Consider the following 13,829-nt stretch of genomic DNA (forward strand, 5'->3'; position numbering starts at 1 on the left):
GCGGCGCCCGAACGGCATCACCAGACGTGCGGCCGGCCCCCTCGCGGGGTCGACGCGCCGGCCACCGGCGGTTCGTCGACCCCTGCGGGTGGCCCCCCGCCACGACGGGATCAGCCCCGACCGGACGACGAGTCTCGGCCGCCTGGTGGGCACCAGGCCAGATACGGTGACAGGCGTGGCAGAGTCGGTGTGGATGTCGGTGTGGTCGAGCTGACCTGGTACGGGCACAGCACCGTGTGGATCGAGGACTCCGGGACCCGGCTCCTGACCGATCCGTTGCTGCGTGACCGGCTCGCCCACCTGCGCCGTCGCCGGGGGCCCACCCCGCAGTTGCCCTGCGCCCCGGACGCCGTACTCGTGTCGCACCTGCACGCCGACCACCTGGACTTCGCCTCGTTGCGCCGGCTGCCCGAGCACGCCGCGTTGGTGGTCCCGGCCGGCGCAGCCCGTCTGGTGCGGCGGGCGCTGGGCGCCGCGGCCGCGCGCCGCTGTGTGGAGCTTGCGGTCGGCGACCGGACCACGATCGGCCGGGTTACGGTCGCCGCCGTCCCCGCGGCCCATCACGCCGGCCGCGGTCCGTGGTCCCGGCACCGGGCACCAGCCCTCGGCTACGTGGTCCACGGCCAGATGCGTACCTGGTTCGCGGGGGACACCGCCCTCTACGACGAGATGACCAAGCTGGGGCCGCTCGATCTGGCGCTGATCCCGGTCGGCGGCTGGGGACCCACGCTCGGCCCCGGCCACCTCGATCCGGCAGGCGCCGCCGAAGCGGCACGGCTTGCGGCGGCGGCGTGGGCCGTACCGATTCACTTCGGCACCTTCTGGCCGGTCGGCTGCGACCGGATCCGCCCTGACCGGTTCTTCCGACCGGGCGACGACTTCGCCCGACACGCCTCGGCGGTCGCGCCGGGCACCCGGGTACGTGTGCTGCGGCCGGGCGAGTCGTTGACGGTGCGCCGGACGTGACGGCGACGCTCGGCGCGCTCGGCGGGCTGGTCCTGGTGGTGCTGTTCGGCTCCCTCGTGCCGGTGGTGCCGACCGGCGCGGCGGTCAGCGGTGCCGCCGCACTCGCCGCTCACCAGCATCCGGTGACGGTGGTCTTCGTGGTGATCGCCGGCGCGATCGGCGCGTACGCGGGTGACCTGGCGACCTACCGCATGCTCGGTTGGGGTGGCGAGCGCGTCGCCCGGCGGCTGCCCTGGCTGGGTCGAGCGCAGCGGGTTGGTCGGGTGTCGGCGCAGGTGCGCGAGGGGCGCGTCTCGATGCTTCTGGTATCCCGGCTCATCCCGGGCGGCCGGCTGCCGGTGCTGCTGGCGGCGGCTGTGGCCGGACTGGCATGGCGACGATTCGCCGTCGCCAACGCGCCAGCCAGCTTGCTGTGGTCGGTGCTCTACGCCGCGATCGGCGTCGTCGGGCGAGCGATCTTTCCCGAGCCCTGGCAGAGCGTGGTCGCCGCGATCCTGATCGTCGTGCTGATCAGCCAGGGGTTGAGCTGGGTGAGCCGGCGCCGGACGCTGCTGGAGCGTCCGCCGGCGGGGCCGTAGCCGGCACAATGCCCGTTGCTCGCTCTACACGTTTGGATCATGGCCCGCGTCGTCGTCCAACTCCTGGCCCTCGCGGTCGTTCGGGGCGGCGGCGTGGTTGTCCGGCTGACGAAGGCCGAGCTTTCGCATCCAGGCGAGCAACTGACGGTGTACGGCCTCCGGGCCGACCAGCTCGCCGTCCTGTGGCCAGTCGGCGGGGTGGATCAGCAGTGCCTCGGTCTGCCAGCCGCCAAGTCCTCCGTGGGAACCGATCAGCTCCTCGAAGGCCGACACCTCCTCCAGGCCTGGGTCCACCGCGCTGATGACCACCAGGTCACCCACGTGGTCCATCGCCTGATGGCGCAGCAGGTCCTGACGCGCGCACCGGCCGTACGGCGCCAGCGGGTCGTCGCCCTCGACCTGCCCGTCCCGCAAGCGGTGGCAGCCGTGCGCCCCGAAAGCCAGCGGCCCGGCGGCGGAGTCGACGACGACCAGGCCGATGCCGGGGTGCGCGGCCAGGCCGTCGATCAGCCCCGGGACGGCGGCCTCGATGCGCTCGCGGGTCAGCCGCCCCGGATGCTGGGGCAGATAGATCATCGCGAGGTTCCCGGACGCCACCACCAGGGTCTCCGGATGGGTACGGGTTGCCGCCTCCTCCCGGTCGGCCGGCCCGAGGCTGACCTGGCCCCGGTCCGTGTGTGCCCGTACCGCCGCCCGGGTCGCCGTGCCGGTCGCCCCGCCGCGGCCGGCCACCTCGGTGAGCAGCGTGTTGACCCGTCCCCACTCCTCGACCGGCCCCGCAGCCTCGGCGATCGTCGCGGCCCTGACCGGAGTGGGTGGCTGCAGCCGGCCGTCGGGAGTAACCGGGCGCACCTTCGGCGCGGCAACCCGGGCAACCACCTGGCCCAGCGACTCGCCGTACCGCTGCCGGAAAGTGGCGCCCTGGCTCTGCCCGTGGTCGCTCAACACGACGATGTGGTACCGCCGAGCCGCCTCGGCCGCCAGACGCTGCAGGATGCCGAGCGTGTGATCGAGCGCCTCGAGAGTCGCCATCGCCTGCGGGCGGGCCGGTCCGGCGTGGTGGGCCACCTCGTCATAGTCGAGGAAGTCGCAGAAGATCACCGGGGCGCCGCTGGCCATCTGCTCGGCGACGAGCGAGACGTTGAGGTCGCTGAGCAGGCTCGCCATCGGACGCAGCGCGAGGTAGGAGCCGCTGCGGCGGCCGCTGGGCTGCACCCCGCGCAAATGCTGGCGCCGCGCCTCGTACAGCTCGCGCAGCACCTGCCCGGCGCCGCGCACCACGGCACGGGCGAAACCGTACGGGCTGGCCATGAACGCCGCGTAGCCCCGGGTGAACCGTCCGGGCAGCGCGGCTCGGCTCACCGTGAGCAGGCTTGTGGGGGCATCGCCGGAGAAGGCCGTGCTGATGCTGACACCACCGTCCCGCAGCAACCCCTGCCCGGTGGACAGGCGCCGCTCGATCTCGGCGGCATCGCGGGGGCGGCTGGCCACCATGAGCCCGCCGGTGGAGCGCCCGCCGTTGCCGCCTGCTGTCGTCTTCTCGTACCAGCGATAGGCCGGCACGCGACGGACCTCTCCGTGTAGCAGGCCCGCCTGCGCGGCGGGCGTGGTGGCGGGAAGCCCGGTGTGCCAGCGGGTCATCCGGTGGCTGCGCGAGCGCAGCCACCGGCCGATCGTGGGGAGGTTGCCGGCACGGATGGCCCACTGCACCAGCGGTGCCGACACGCCGTCGAGCTGGACGATGAGTAAGCCGTCGGCTGCCTGCGCGTCGCGTTTCCGCGGTCGTCGCCGCCACACCGGTCGCCAGCGACGCTCCGGCCGACGCCGCACCCGGGTCATCAACCACAGCAGTTCGCTGACGAACGCGTCATCGGTTCCGGCATCGGCGAGCCAGTTGACGATCGCGGCGAGCGCCACGGCGAGCCACGCTGCGGCGAATGCGTCGGCGAACCCGGCCACGTGTGCTCCTGGGTCGAGGCGCAATGCGACGTACAAGACGACAGCCTGCACGCACACGCCGATGGCAAGAGCGCCAAGTCCCCCGAGCCCGGTGGCCAACGCGAAAAGCAGCGGGCGCAGCACCGCGCCGATCCCGGCGACCAGGCCGACCAGCCACAGGATCGCGATCAACCCACTGGCGGTGACCCCGGGCAGCAGCCACAGCGTCGCGCTGAGCACCGCGAACGAGGTCGCCGTGCTGCGCAGCAGCGCGCGGACTCGCGCTACCGTCGGCCGGTAGTCGCGCAGCACGCGCAGGCCGACGCGGACGGCCTCGCGTAGCCCGCGGCGTGCCTCGGGGTCCCCGTCCGGCTGCATTTCGTCACCATGCCACATCGGAGCTGTCAAGATCGGTGAGTGGCATCAGCCATTCAGGCAGTCGCCGGCCAGGGCACCGTCTTCAAGACCGGCATCGCCTGATGAGCCCCGCTGCCGGTCGCGGCCCGGGTCCGTCAGCGCCAGACTCGGGCGGGCCCACGGGTGCCAGCCGGGTCAGGGCGGCCGCGCGAAGGCCGTCCGGCGCCGCGGTTGAGGCGCGGGATGACACACCCGCGGACGGGGGTAGCGGCGCCGGCCGGCGGGAATTCCAGCCCATTGCTCGTCGAGCCGGACAGCGCGGCGCCGGGAACGTCGTACACGGCGGTGGGCCGCGACGCCGATTCCGGCGCCGCGGCCCACCGTTTCCCCGTCGACGGTCTACTTCGCCCCGGCGGGCAGGGCGCGCAGCACGGTCAGGGTCACGCTGTTGTGCTTGTAGGACACCCGGAACAGGTGACCTCCCGCGTTCAGGACGCGGTTCTCGGGCAGCGCGTGGAAGTTGCCGCTGATCGAGCTGCCGCTCATGATGGTCAGCACAGTGCCCGGGGTCAGCCGTCCGCTGACGTCCAGGTCCAGCTCGCCGGCCAGCGCCAGCGCACCAGCGGCCCGGACGCTGGTGTGGTCACGGTCGCCCGAGATGGTGACGGCGAGGCGGCCCGCCCGGCCGATGGTCACATCCCCGCCCACGGCCAGGCCGTTGCCGGCGGTGGCGGGCAGATCAGTGATCTGTGCCGCCTCGTCGGACGAGAGGCCGGGCTGAAGCACGCCACCGGTGACATCGATGCCGCCCGCCACGCTGCCGCTGCCGCCGAGCGCGCCACCCACCATCCAGCTGCAGCGCCCCGCAACGGTGAAAGGTCAAGCGCGTGACCTCATCACCAGGGCGCGGCCGCCCGACCCCCGCGGCCCCGCCCCATCTACGTCCTCCAACAGCGCACCGTTCCGCGAACGGAGGCACCCGTGATGGCGGGCCCGCGCTCGCACCCCCGCACCGCGATCACGCGACCACCTGCGAGACAAGGCACGAGCCACGGCCTGGAACCAGCCCACTCAACACTTCCAAGGTCTTGGCAGGCGTCGGACGGACAAGCTAGGCCGGTGTAGCGGGCTGGCACAGCCGCTCGCCAGTGGCCGGGTCCTGGCACAAGTATCCGCTGCTCTCATGCATCCACCCCCAGAGCGAGTCTTCGAACAGGGGTTGCCGACAGTGCTGGCATGTCGGCTTCTGCCTCTCCCCGGGCTCCGGATGTTCGACCTGAGAAGCGCCACGGTCCTCGATTGGCGTCACCGATGTGGCTTCCTGCAGGGCGGCGGCAGCGGAGCGCTGGCCCGGCGGTCCCTGCGGGTATGGGATTGACGATGTCAGCTCAACCATGAGTACTTCCTGTGTGTTCGGCTGGAGCCGGCGGCACCTCTCGGTCTCGAGTTCCCGCCCGCACCTGCAAGGTGCTTCAAGCCGTTGTCGGCATAAGAGCGGCGTAGCGGTTGGCGGTACCGTTACGCGAACGGTCGACGGCACCGGAACGGCCTCCCGGCGCAACCTCGACCGCCTCACCCCGCTGCTCGCCAACCGATGGATCAGCACATACCGCCAGCAGCTCGTGGGCTCGTGGCGCCGTGATCGCCATGGCCCGCCTCGCGGTCGCTGACGGACTCGCCGCAGGCCGGTTCAGAAGGCGTGTTGTCAGAGCCCAGTAGCGCCGTGTGTGTCGGCCAACGGCCCCGAAACCAGCCGCAGTAGCAACGCTTGATCCGCTATGGCGGGTTGCGAATTGAACAGCCTGAAGAGGCGTTCAATGAGTGAATTTCGTCTGGTCGCTGCAGTCTCCCGTATGCGCCACGGCCGCGAAGCTGGGCGCCCGCACGGGACCATCGATCTTGGCGGGCAGCACGTTGGCAGATTCCAGCATCGCGGCCAGCCGGCGCAAGCCCCGATGCGCGGCGGTACGCACGGCTCCCCCGCGCCGCCCGAGGACCCGCCCGGCGGTTTCGGCGTCGAGACCGATCACCGCCCGCAGGAGCACCGCTTCTGCCTCGCGCGGTGGAAGCTGAGCAATCAACGCCAGCGCCGCGTCGGTGCTGATCGCCTCTCCAGCCTGAGCAGCAGTATCCGTGTTCCCCGCCACTGCACCGAACGTCTCTGCCGGGACTGGCACCGACGGCCGGGAACGCTGCCGCCGCAGATGATCAATTGCCCGGTTCCGGGCGATTCTCACCGCCCACCCCCGAAATTCCCCGCCTGTGAATCTGGGCAAATCCCGAGAAATCTGCAACCAGGTCTCCGAAGCGACATCCTCCGCATCCCCGCCCACCAAAGCGGTGAGGTAGCGCAGCAGGAAGGGCTGCACCGCGCGGTAGAGCAGCCGGAATGCCTCCTCATCACCCGCCTGCGCCGCAGCGACCACCTCGCCGTTCATTGAACCTGCCGCCCCCACCATCCCGACTCCTCGCCGGGCCCGACCCCGTTCGCAACCGACCCCCACCGCACCTTGCGCTCGCACCCCATCCCCACTCAGTGAGACCTCCACGCAACGTGACGCCGCAACTATTGCACATCTACAACCAAACCTGGCGCGGCGTTCGCAGCTCTTGCCAGAGCCGTTCGAGGTGCAACCTCTGCGGTAAGGGCCGCCGTGCCTCGCGTAGGCCCGCTCGATGGCGGTGCGTCGCGCCACGTCAGCAGCACCGTGAACACGATGATTGCGATGAGCAGCGTGAGGCAGCCGCCGTGGCTGACCTTGGCCAGATCCGCGCTGAAGAAGACCAGCTCGATGCTGCCGAAGACGACCCCGAGAAGCGTGACCTGCCAGATGGGCCAGTGCCACAGCGCCGTGCGACGACCAGGTACAGAGTCGTGGTGATCAGGAATGTGGCGGTGAGACCGCCACCCCTTAGGCGACGGCAAGGTTCGTGGATGTTCCGGCACGCGCCCGGCGCGCCGGCCACCGCCGCGTAGCAGTACGGCTGTCGCGCCGACCTGCTCCTTGATCAGCCCGAGGCCGTCCGAAACTGGCCACCGGACAGGATTTGGCCGGCCGACAGCGGGTAGGCCCGGCCGTGGTCGGTGCGGATCCCCCGAAAGAGCCCAGCGGGATGCGCGCCGACCATGTCCATGCGACGGCCGCGCAGCTGTCCCGTCGCTCGGCCGGGGTACTGCGCGACCGGCTTCGCCAGGTGCGGGCCGGTGCGGGCCTGGCCGCCCAGGCCGGGCTGGCAGCAAGTCTGTCCTGGTGGGTCGCCGACACCCTGCTCAACATTCGGCAGCCGCTGTTCGCGCCGATCTCGGCGGTCGTGACGTTGGCCGCCTCGATTGGTCAGCGGCTGCGTCGGACGATCGAGTTGGTCATCGGGGTGGCGGTCGGCATCCTCATCGGCGATCTGCTGATCTACCTGCTCGGCGTAGGCCCGTGGCAGCTCGGCCTGATCGTGGTGCTGGCCGTCCTGGTCGCCGCGTTCGTGGGTCGCAGCCCCGCGCTGATCGTCCAGGCCGGGGCGACGGCGGTCCTGATCGGCACGTTGACGCCGCTGGAGCCGAACCTTGAGGTGCTCCGTTTCGTCGACGCGCTGATCGGCGGCGCCACGGCCCTGGTGGTGACCGCGGTGCTGTTGCCGCTGAACCCGCTGCGCACGATCAACCGGGCCGCCGGGCCCGCGCTGGACCTGCTCGTCGACCAACTGGACACCACTGCCACCGCGCTGCGGCAGCGGGACGCCACCCAGGCGCAAGAGGCCCTCGAGAGGCTCCGGAACAACAAGAAGGAACTCGGCTCCTTCGGCGAGGCGGCGCAGGGCGCCCGAGAGGCGACCGCTCTCTCCCCCGTGTACTGGAGCGCCCGGGAAGGACCACTCGCCCGATACGCCCACGCCGTGGACCCGATCGACCGAGCCATGCGGAACAGCGGCACCTTGATCCGCCGGGCCGTCACCCTGATCGAGGACAGCGAGCCGGTACCGGAGTCGATGCCGGCGGCGGTGTCGGCGCTCGCCGAGGCGACCCGGACGCTGCGCCGCGAGTTCGCCCGCGGGGCGGTGGAGGCCAACCGGACCCGGGAGCGGGCGTTGCGGGCGGTGGCCGAGGCCGGACGCGCCTACCGAAGCGGGGTGGGCTTTTCCGGATCCGTCGTGGTCGCTCAGGTCCGCACGGCGGTCAGTGACCTGCTGGTAGCCACCGACCTGTCCCAGGACGACGCGAATCAGCTGGTTCGGCGGGCCTTCGGCCCGCTCACGCCGGCCGGAAAGCAACGTCGGGCATGAGCCGGCCTGCAACCCGGTCACGATCCGCTGGCGGCGTCCGAATCGCGTTGCTCGCGCTTGGTTCCTCTGCACCCCGGTGAGATGGCGGTCAAGGTCGAACGCGGCACCGACGCTCCGGGACACCGGATACCGCAACGGCGAACTCGAGCTCTGACTCAAGGACGCTGACCCGTTCTGACACACCGAAGAGGTCACAATGCTGAGGCCTGGTCAGGTCGAAGCACGTGGGATCCGAGTCTCAGCCCGGACAGCCAGGCGTATCCGAGCCATTGACGTGGCGGATCTCGCGAAGGCCCCGCTTCGCCCGCCCGACGCTCATCGACCGTCCCGTGCCCTACGCCAGGGGCTGGAGTGCAGCAGCCGCAGACCGTTGAGGGCGACGATGACGGTGGAACCCTCGTGGCCGGCGACACCGAGCGGGAGTGGGAGGTGGCCGAACAGGGGCCATGAGTTCTTGGTGCCGCGTCGTGGGAGCGCATCCGCCTCTGCCACGATCCGCGCAGGCGACCCCGACGGCCTCGTCGAATGGCTCTATGCTGCTGCGATGCAACCCCGCTTGATCAACCAGGTGTGGTTGCCCGGCATTCGGCGTGTTACGCAGGCAACTGGCCTTGGCTGGGCGGTCACCGAGTCCGCCAGCGTCACCGTGAGCCTGTTCGACCACGACCTGCGTCGCGTGGCGCGAATTGCGGTGCCTCTCGATGACCCGGGGATGAACGTCGGTGCCACTAGCCAGCTCGTCGCAGCGGGCGATAAGCACCAGATTGTTGTTCTTGACCACAACGGCTCAGTTCACTGGCGTAGCAGCTGGGATCGACTCGGCGGCAGTGCCACCGTCGGCGCCGACTTCGACCTGGACGGCGACGACATCCTCTGGGTCCGTCTGGCCGGCACCAAGGAACTTGTCGCCATCGACGCCGCGACCGGCAAGGAGATCCACCGCGCGCCGCTGCCCGGCCCCGAGGCTGCCTGGTTCGTGCACCGTGCCGCGGACACCTGGACCGGCCTGACGCTGCCCCAACCCGAGCCGTCACCCTCCATGCTCATCGGTCTCAACGCCGAACACATCGTGCTGCGACCGCTGGCCGGTGACGACCTCGCCGGTTTCAGCCCGGCAGGCGACCGCTATCTGACCACGGCATTCGACGGCTTCCTGTCCGTCCGCAACGTCACCACCGACAACGTGATCGCGGAGCGACACCTCGAGGACCTGCCGGACACGCCACCGGGCTGGCGATACGTGGATCGAGCCGTGTTCCTCACCGACGAACTGATCCTGATCGCTGTCAGCACCGCGGACCTGCCGGACGACGCCGAAGGCCATCTACTGCTGTCCGCGGGCAGGCTGCGATGCCGTTCTCAGATGCGATACCCGCACCCCCACAGATTCGGCTCCATCCACCCTGCCCAGCAGCCAGGCCGATGGTTCACCCGCCATCATGAGGAGGACCTGCTTCGGCTGTGGCAGCTCGACGGTCGCCTCGACGATGAGCCGCTGCCGGGCCAAATCGCGCTGCTCTGACCGCACAACGCTGCGCCGGCCACGCCCCTTGGAGGGGAAGGCGGACGCCGGGATCTGCGACGATCCGCCCTCGGAAGCCGCAGGTCCGTTGGCGGACGACTGTCGCGCATCAGTCGACGGAGGACAGCCAGCTGCCGGCGATGTCCGATCTCGGAACCTGCGCAGAACGTCCCAGCACATGCCGACGCACGACCTAGGTTTCAGATCAAGATTTCAGCCTGCCACCCGGTGGCAGGCGTGGCCGGATGGTGGATGATCCCTGGCGTGGGAGTCCTCTACGACTACTTTGCGACCGCATCGGATGAACATGCCGCCGCGACGATAGACCTCAAGGGCGGCCCGGCTGGGGCCGAGCCCGTGTCGCCCGAGCTGCAAGCGGCCATCCGTGCTGGCGATCACGAGGCGAATCACCGCCTCATGCGGCCGCGCGTCCGATTCTCCGAGCACGGTCTGAATGTGTTGTCCGTCAAGGGCATCGACCCGGTCGTGCAGATGGGGACCTTGGAAGAACTACTCACCGGCGTCAGCACCGATGTCATCTTCGCTCGGCCACGTTCCGGCCTGGACGTAGCCGTCAGAGATGAAGGCGAGCGACTGGTCCTGTCGCTCACTGACGAACTACAGCAGGCACTGGTCGAGCAAGCACCCGAACAGCTGGATGCGATTGCCGTCTCGTGGTCTCAGACAGAGGAGTTCTGGGGCCACGGCGACCCAGAAGTACTGGCCGACTTCCTGCGTGAGCTTTCCCAGCTCGCACGCCACGCCCGGGACCGAAATCACCGTCTGTACTGCTGGGTCTGCGTGTAGTCAAGGGCGGCCGCGCCTGGCATCCGTCCGCAAACAGCCCACTGACGCCGCGATCATGTCAAGGCCCGCAACGGGCCGCACGCGCCGCCGCCTGGACGCGCGCCGGCCGCTGCCGCTGTCGCTCTGCGGCCGTCACGCCGGACGCCCGGCGGCTGGCGCGGAGAAGCGGGAAGCCCGGAGGACCGCCGCAGAACGACAGCAGCGTTGAACGGTGGCGTGGTGGGCCGGCAGCCGGCCGGACCGCGCGGCCACGAGCCCGCGGCGAGCTACCTGGTGCCGAGACGCTCGGTCGTGCCGATGTGGGCGTTGTTGATCATGGCTAGTGCCGTGGCCACGGGCGTTGACGGTGTCTACCCTCAAGCAGCGTGGCTGCCGACGATCTTCCAATCCCTCCGACGCTTCGGGAGCTCGAAACCTGGGCCGGTGCCGGACGCGTCCGGCGTGCGACTGAACTGGACGTGGCGACATGGCGACTCCCGGAGCCCCAGAAGGCCGCGTTGATCTTCAGCGGCGTGCCGATGATCGAAGACCTCGTACACGGAGTCTCCTTTCAGACGACGCCGATGATGTACCGGTTGGCTTACTTCGACGACGAAGACAAGGCGTTCCACCACGCCTGGGACTACGGCGCTCTCCCGGACACCGGCGAAGTGCGAGAGTGGGGTCGTCAGACTCGCTTTGTGAACTCCACGGTCAACCATTGGCTGTGCTCGCTGCACCTGGTCGGCACTTGGGTGACTCATTCGAACCGTCATCGACCGCTGGGACGAGGACGCTGAGGCAGAAAACCAAGCGCTCGCAGAGATCGACGACCTGCTCGACCGGATCGGTGCCATTGATCCGGCTGCGATCGGGGATGGCGCTCATGAGACGCAGTTCTGGCCTGCAGTGCTCGGCCGTTGGCTCTACTGACCGCCAGCCTCGCCCATCCGCATCTGCGGCTGATCGCGCGCAGTGCCCCGTGGGCGAGCGATGAGTTCTTGGCCGCAGGGTGCCCGACGGCCAGCCTTGACCTACTAATCGGCTCTGCTCAGATCTGGGTTCAACGAGTCGATGCCGTCATCGAGATCACCGACAAGCGAGTCTGGGGCACGCATGCGCCACGCGTCGGTGACGAGCTCCTTGAGACGATCGACGCTTACCTGCGTCAACCGCAGCATGACCAGGGGCAACCCGTCATACGCCGGCGTGGTGAAGAAGACCTCGGGCTCGCCGAGGAGTAACGCCTGCTTCTCCGCTTCGTCGCCCACGTACAGCACCGCGATGTCGGTCCGGATGCGGCGCGGCGTACCGGGTCTGCGCTCGGGGTAGGACCAGACGAACCCTTTGTCGGCGACCCGGAAGTCGAAGCCGTCACTGTCGATCTCGACCACGTGAGGCAGCGCCAGCGCCAGGTGACGGACATCGTCCGCGTCAGCCATCGAGGTCGCTCCAGGACACCGCCTCCTGCATCCAAACAGCCTAACCGCCGCACCGCCGCCGGCCCACAGCACTCGCGTTTGAGGGTGGCGAAGAACGACTCGGCCAGGGCGTTGTCCCAGCACTGGCCGGTGCGCCCGACGGACAACCTGACGCACAGGCGCCGGGCGAGGCGGGCGTACTGGCTGCTGCTGTATTTGGCTCCGTGGTCAGTGTGCATGGTCGCTCCGTCAAGGCTGCCCCGGGTGCGTTTGGCGGCGTGGAAGGCGTCGATGACCAGGTCGGTGCGCATGTGGTCGGCGATCGCCCAGCCGTGACGAGTGGTCATCGCCAATCGGACCGATCGAGACGATGACCAGGGCAAGCGTTGCCAACGTCTGCCAACGCTTGCCGCCCCCGGTGGTCCTCAATTGGGCCGCACTTGGACCGGATGATCCCCCCGTTTGAGTGAGCCGGCAGGTGTCCCGGCCGCGGGCGACAAACGGCAACCACTCCGCCACCGCGCTTGGGATCTTGACCTATACGTCGATCATCTGCTTATGTTGACGACATGACTAGGTCCTCCGCGTCGATGCGCGAACCTACCTACTTCATCCTGGCCGCGTTGCAGGACGAACCCTTGCACGGCTACGCGATCGTCAAGCGGGCGCAGGAGTTGTCCGACGGGCGGGTACGCCTCACGACTGGCACCCTCTACGCCGCGCTGGACCGGCTCACCGGTGAGGAGATGGTGCGGGTGGCCGAGGAAGCGGTGGTCAACGGCCGCGCCCGCCGCACCTACGAGCTGACCCAGCGAGGCATGTCCGCGCTGACTGCGGAAGCAGAGCGGATGGCTGCGGCGGCAAGCGTCGTTCGTAACCGTTCCGTCCGCTCGACGCCTGCGGCGGGTTGGGTGGTGCCGGCATGACCGAGCTGGAGCGCCGTTACCGGTGGCTACTGCGGGCCTACCCCCGCGCCTACCGGCAGTATCGCGCCGACGAGATGCTCGAAACCCTGCTCGCCACGGCTGACAACGCGCGGCGGCCGAGCCTTCGGGAAGCGGTGGCGCTCGTGGTGGGAGGGCTACGCGCCCGCACCGGTGTCGACCGTCTCGGCTCGCGATCGGCGCTGGGACACTCCGCGCTGCGGCTGTCCGCGCTGTCGCTGCTCGTGTACGGCATGACGCTCTGGGCCGGAGGTCCGATCTCGGTCTCGGCGATCGTGCTGTCGGACGGCGCGTACAGACCGGACGCGTGGTGGTTCATCGCTGTTCCGGCGCTGCTGGCCATCGCGCTTGTCGCTGCGGCGTGGGGTAGCTACCGGCTGGCGTTCGCTGCGGCGATATCGACTGTGGTCGCGCAATACTGGTCGGAGAACTGGTGGGACCAGTCGTCCTGGCTCTGGTCGCCACACAGCCTCCAGGGCGCCATTGTTGCCAAGTTCTGGCCAGCGGTGCTGGCTTCGCTGGCCCTGCTGCCACTGCTCCGAGCCCCCCGAGCGCCCGTGACCAGACCGTGGGCCTGGCCCGTCCTCGCGTCACTGGCGATCGCCGCTTTGACGCCGAACCCGATCAACGGCTGGTCGGACGCACCAGTGATGTCTCTGTACGCGTTCGCCGCACTGGCCGTTATCACCGCTCCCATCGATGCGCGAATGCCCATCGTCGCCTCCGCGCTGCTCCTGGCGCCGGCCTCGGCACACGCCACCTACGAGCTCTACTTCCACCGAGCAGGGTGGGAGCTGGGAACCTCCGTCACCACGATCCTCATCCTCGCGGCGGTCACGGTGATCACACTTGCAGCCGGCACAATCGCCGGTCGCCGCCAAGCCAGCATGTAGACACGGAACTCACTTCCAGCGGTATTGATCTAGTGCACAGGCGTAGTCGATCAAAGCGGACGACTGCGCTTGTGAACTGCCGCTACAGGTGGCATGGATGGTCAACGATGGGGCAACACTTCTGCGCCGCCACCCGCCCGACCTTGCTG

13 protein-coding genes and 1 pseudogene are annotated in these 13,829 nt (G+C 69.6%); 8 read left to right on the forward strand and 6 right to left on the reverse strand.

Translation table 11 applies throughout. The features are described from left to right. Nucleotides 1–189 precede the first annotated feature (189 nt). Together ABZV78_RS04555 and ABZV78_RS04560 are read left to right on the forward strand one after the other, a co-directional pair. Complete coding sequence (locus ABZV78_RS04555; RefSeq protein WP_355635383.1) at nucleotides 190–966, forward strand: MBL fold metallo-hydrolase; 777 nt, start codon at nucleotides 190–192, stop codon at nucleotides 964–966. Beyond that, complete coding sequence (locus ABZV78_RS04560; protein WP_355635384.1) at nucleotides 963–1,544, forward strand: VTT domain-containing protein; 582 nt, start codon at nucleotides 963–965, stop codon at nucleotides 1,542–1,544. The genes ABZV78_RS04555 and ABZV78_RS04560 overlap by 4 nt, the downstream gene beginning before the upstream one ends. 24 nt (nucleotides 1,545–1,568) lie before the next feature. On the opposite strand, the gene ABZV78_RS04565 is transcribed toward ABZV78_RS04560, so the two are convergent. The 4 genes from ABZV78_RS04565 to ABZV78_RS04580 all read right to left on the reverse strand — a co-directional run bounded on the left by ABZV78_RS04565 (nucleotide 1,569) and on the right by ABZV78_RS04580 (nucleotide 6,786). After that, a complete protein-coding gene (locus ABZV78_RS04565) occupies nucleotides 1,569–3,860 on the reverse strand; it encodes a phage holin family protein (RefSeq protein ID WP_355635385.1) in 2,292 nt (763 codons plus the stop codon). A gap of 378 nt (nucleotides 3,861–4,238) precedes the next feature. Beyond that, nucleotides 4,239–4,688 (reverse strand): hypothetical protein, encoded by a 450-nt coding sequence (locus ABZV78_RS04570; RefSeq protein ID WP_355635386.1) that lies wholly within the window; start codon nucleotides 4,686–4,688, stop codon nucleotides 4,239–4,241. Between the two features lie 965 nt (nucleotides 4,689–5,653). After that, entirely contained in the window at nucleotides 5,654–6,277 is a 624-nt protein-coding gene (locus tag ABZV78_RS04575; RefSeq protein ID WP_355635387.1) for an RNA polymerase sigma factor, read from the reverse strand. Nucleotides 6,278–6,405: 128 nt separating this feature from the next. Further along, nucleotides 6,406–6,786 carry a KUP/HAK/KT family potassium transporter gene (locus ABZV78_RS04580; RefSeq protein WP_355635388.1) on the reverse strand — a complete coding sequence of 127 codons (381 nt, stop codon included), beginning with the start codon at nucleotides 6,784–6,786 and terminating at the stop codon, nucleotides 6,406–6,408. A gap of 167 nt (nucleotides 6,787–6,953) precedes the next feature. Here ABZV78_RS04580 and ABZV78_RS04585 point away from each other — a divergent pair, with 167 nt between their 5' ends. The 4 genes from ABZV78_RS04585 to ABZV78_RS04600 all read left to right on the forward strand — a co-directional run bounded on the left by ABZV78_RS04585 (nucleotide 6,954) and on the right by ABZV78_RS04600 (nucleotide 11,222). Beyond that, the gene (locus ABZV78_RS04585) at nucleotides 6,954–8,114 is read left to right on the forward strand and encodes an FUSC family protein (protein ID WP_355635389.1); all 1,161 of its coding nucleotides are present in this window, start codon (nucleotides 6,954–6,956) and stop codon (nucleotides 8,112–8,114) included. Between the two features lie 544 nt (nucleotides 8,115–8,658). Further along, nucleotides 8,659–9,636, forward strand: a complete 978-nt coding sequence (locus tag ABZV78_RS04590; RefSeq protein WP_355635390.1) for a hypothetical protein — start codon at nucleotides 8,659–8,661, stop codon at nucleotides 9,634–9,636. Between the two features lie 264 nt (nucleotides 9,637–9,900). Continuing rightward, on the forward strand, nucleotides 9,901–10,443 hold the full coding sequence (locus ABZV78_RS04595) for a hypothetical protein (RefSeq protein ID WP_355635391.1): 543 nt from the start codon (nucleotides 9,901–9,903) through the stop codon (nucleotides 10,441–10,443). Nucleotides 10,444–10,808: 365 nt separating this feature from the next. Beyond that, nucleotides 10,809–11,222: an SUKH-4 family immunity protein gene (locus tag ABZV78_RS04600; protein WP_355635392.1), complete on the forward strand. Its 414-nt coding sequence runs from the start codon at nucleotides 10,809–10,811 to the stop codon at nucleotides 11,220–11,222. A 237-nt stretch (nucleotides 11,223–11,459) separates the two neighbouring features. Here the strand turns inward: ABZV78_RS04600 and ABZV78_RS04605 are convergent, their stop codons facing one another. After that, nucleotides 11,460–11,864, reverse strand: a complete 405-nt coding sequence (locus ABZV78_RS04605) for an MmcQ/YjbR family DNA-binding protein (protein WP_355635393.1) — start codon at nucleotides 11,862–11,864, stop codon at nucleotides 11,460–11,462. 71 nt (nucleotides 11,865–11,935) lie between these two features. Continuing rightward, nucleotides 11,936–12,175 (reverse strand): annotated as a pseudogene (locus tag ABZV78_RS04610) (DDE-type integrase/transposase/recombinase); the annotation flags it as partial. A gap of 237 nt (nucleotides 12,176–12,412) precedes the next feature. On the opposite strand from ABZV78_RS04610, the gene ABZV78_RS04615 reads away from it, so the two are divergent. Next, on the forward strand, nucleotides 12,413–12,769 hold the full coding sequence (locus ABZV78_RS04615) for a PadR family transcriptional regulator (RefSeq protein WP_355635394.1): 357 nt from the start codon (nucleotides 12,413–12,415) through the stop codon (nucleotides 12,767–12,769). After that, nucleotides 12,766–13,680 (forward strand): hypothetical protein, encoded by a 915-nt coding sequence (locus ABZV78_RS04620; protein WP_355635395.1) that lies wholly within the window; start codon nucleotides 12,766–12,768, stop codon nucleotides 13,678–13,680. The genes ABZV78_RS04615 and ABZV78_RS04620 overlap by 4 nt, the downstream gene beginning before the upstream one ends. The last annotated feature ends 149 nt before the right edge of the window (nucleotides 13,681–13,829 follow it).

Source organism: Micromonospora sp. NPDC004540 (genome assembly GCF_040610095.1).
GTDB lineage: Bacteria > Actinomycetota > Actinomycetes > Mycobacteriales > Micromonosporaceae > Micromonospora.

What these genes read in the sequence shown, in the direction of transcription:
- ABZV78_RS04565 (WP_355635385.1), bottom strand. Translation starts at nt 3,860, where the DNA reads ATGCAGCCGGACGGGGACCCCGAGGCACGCCGCGGGCTACGCGAGGCC.
- ABZV78_RS04570 (WP_355635386.1), bottom strand. Translation starts at nt 4,688, where the DNA reads ATGGTGGGTGGCGCGCTCGGCGGCAGCGGCAGCGTGGCGGGCGGCATC.
- ABZV78_RS04575 (WP_355635387.1), bottom strand. Translation starts at nt 6,277, where the DNA reads ATGAACGGCGAGGTGGTCGCTGCGGCGCAGGCGGGTGATGAGGAGGCA.
- ABZV78_RS04585 (WP_355635389.1), top strand. Translation starts at nt 6,954, where the DNA reads ATGCGCGCCGACCATGTCCATGCGACGGCCGCGCAGCTGTCCCGTCGC.
- ABZV78_RS04590 (WP_355635390.1), top strand. Translation starts at nt 8,659, where the DNA reads ATGCAACCCCGCTTGATCAACCAGGTGTGGTTGCCCGGCATTCGGCGT.
- ABZV78_RS04605 (WP_355635393.1), bottom strand. Translation starts at nt 11,864, where the DNA reads ATGGCTGACGCGGACGATGTCCGTCACCTGGCGCTGGCGCTGCCTCAC.
- ABZV78_RS04615 (WP_355635394.1), top strand. Translation starts at nt 12,413, where the DNA reads ATGACTAGGTCCTCCGCGTCGATGCGCGAACCTACCTACTTCATCCTG.
- ABZV78_RS04620 (WP_355635395.1), top strand. Translation starts at nt 12,766, where the DNA reads ATGACCGAGCTGGAGCGCCGTTACCGGTGGCTACTGCGGGCCTACCCC.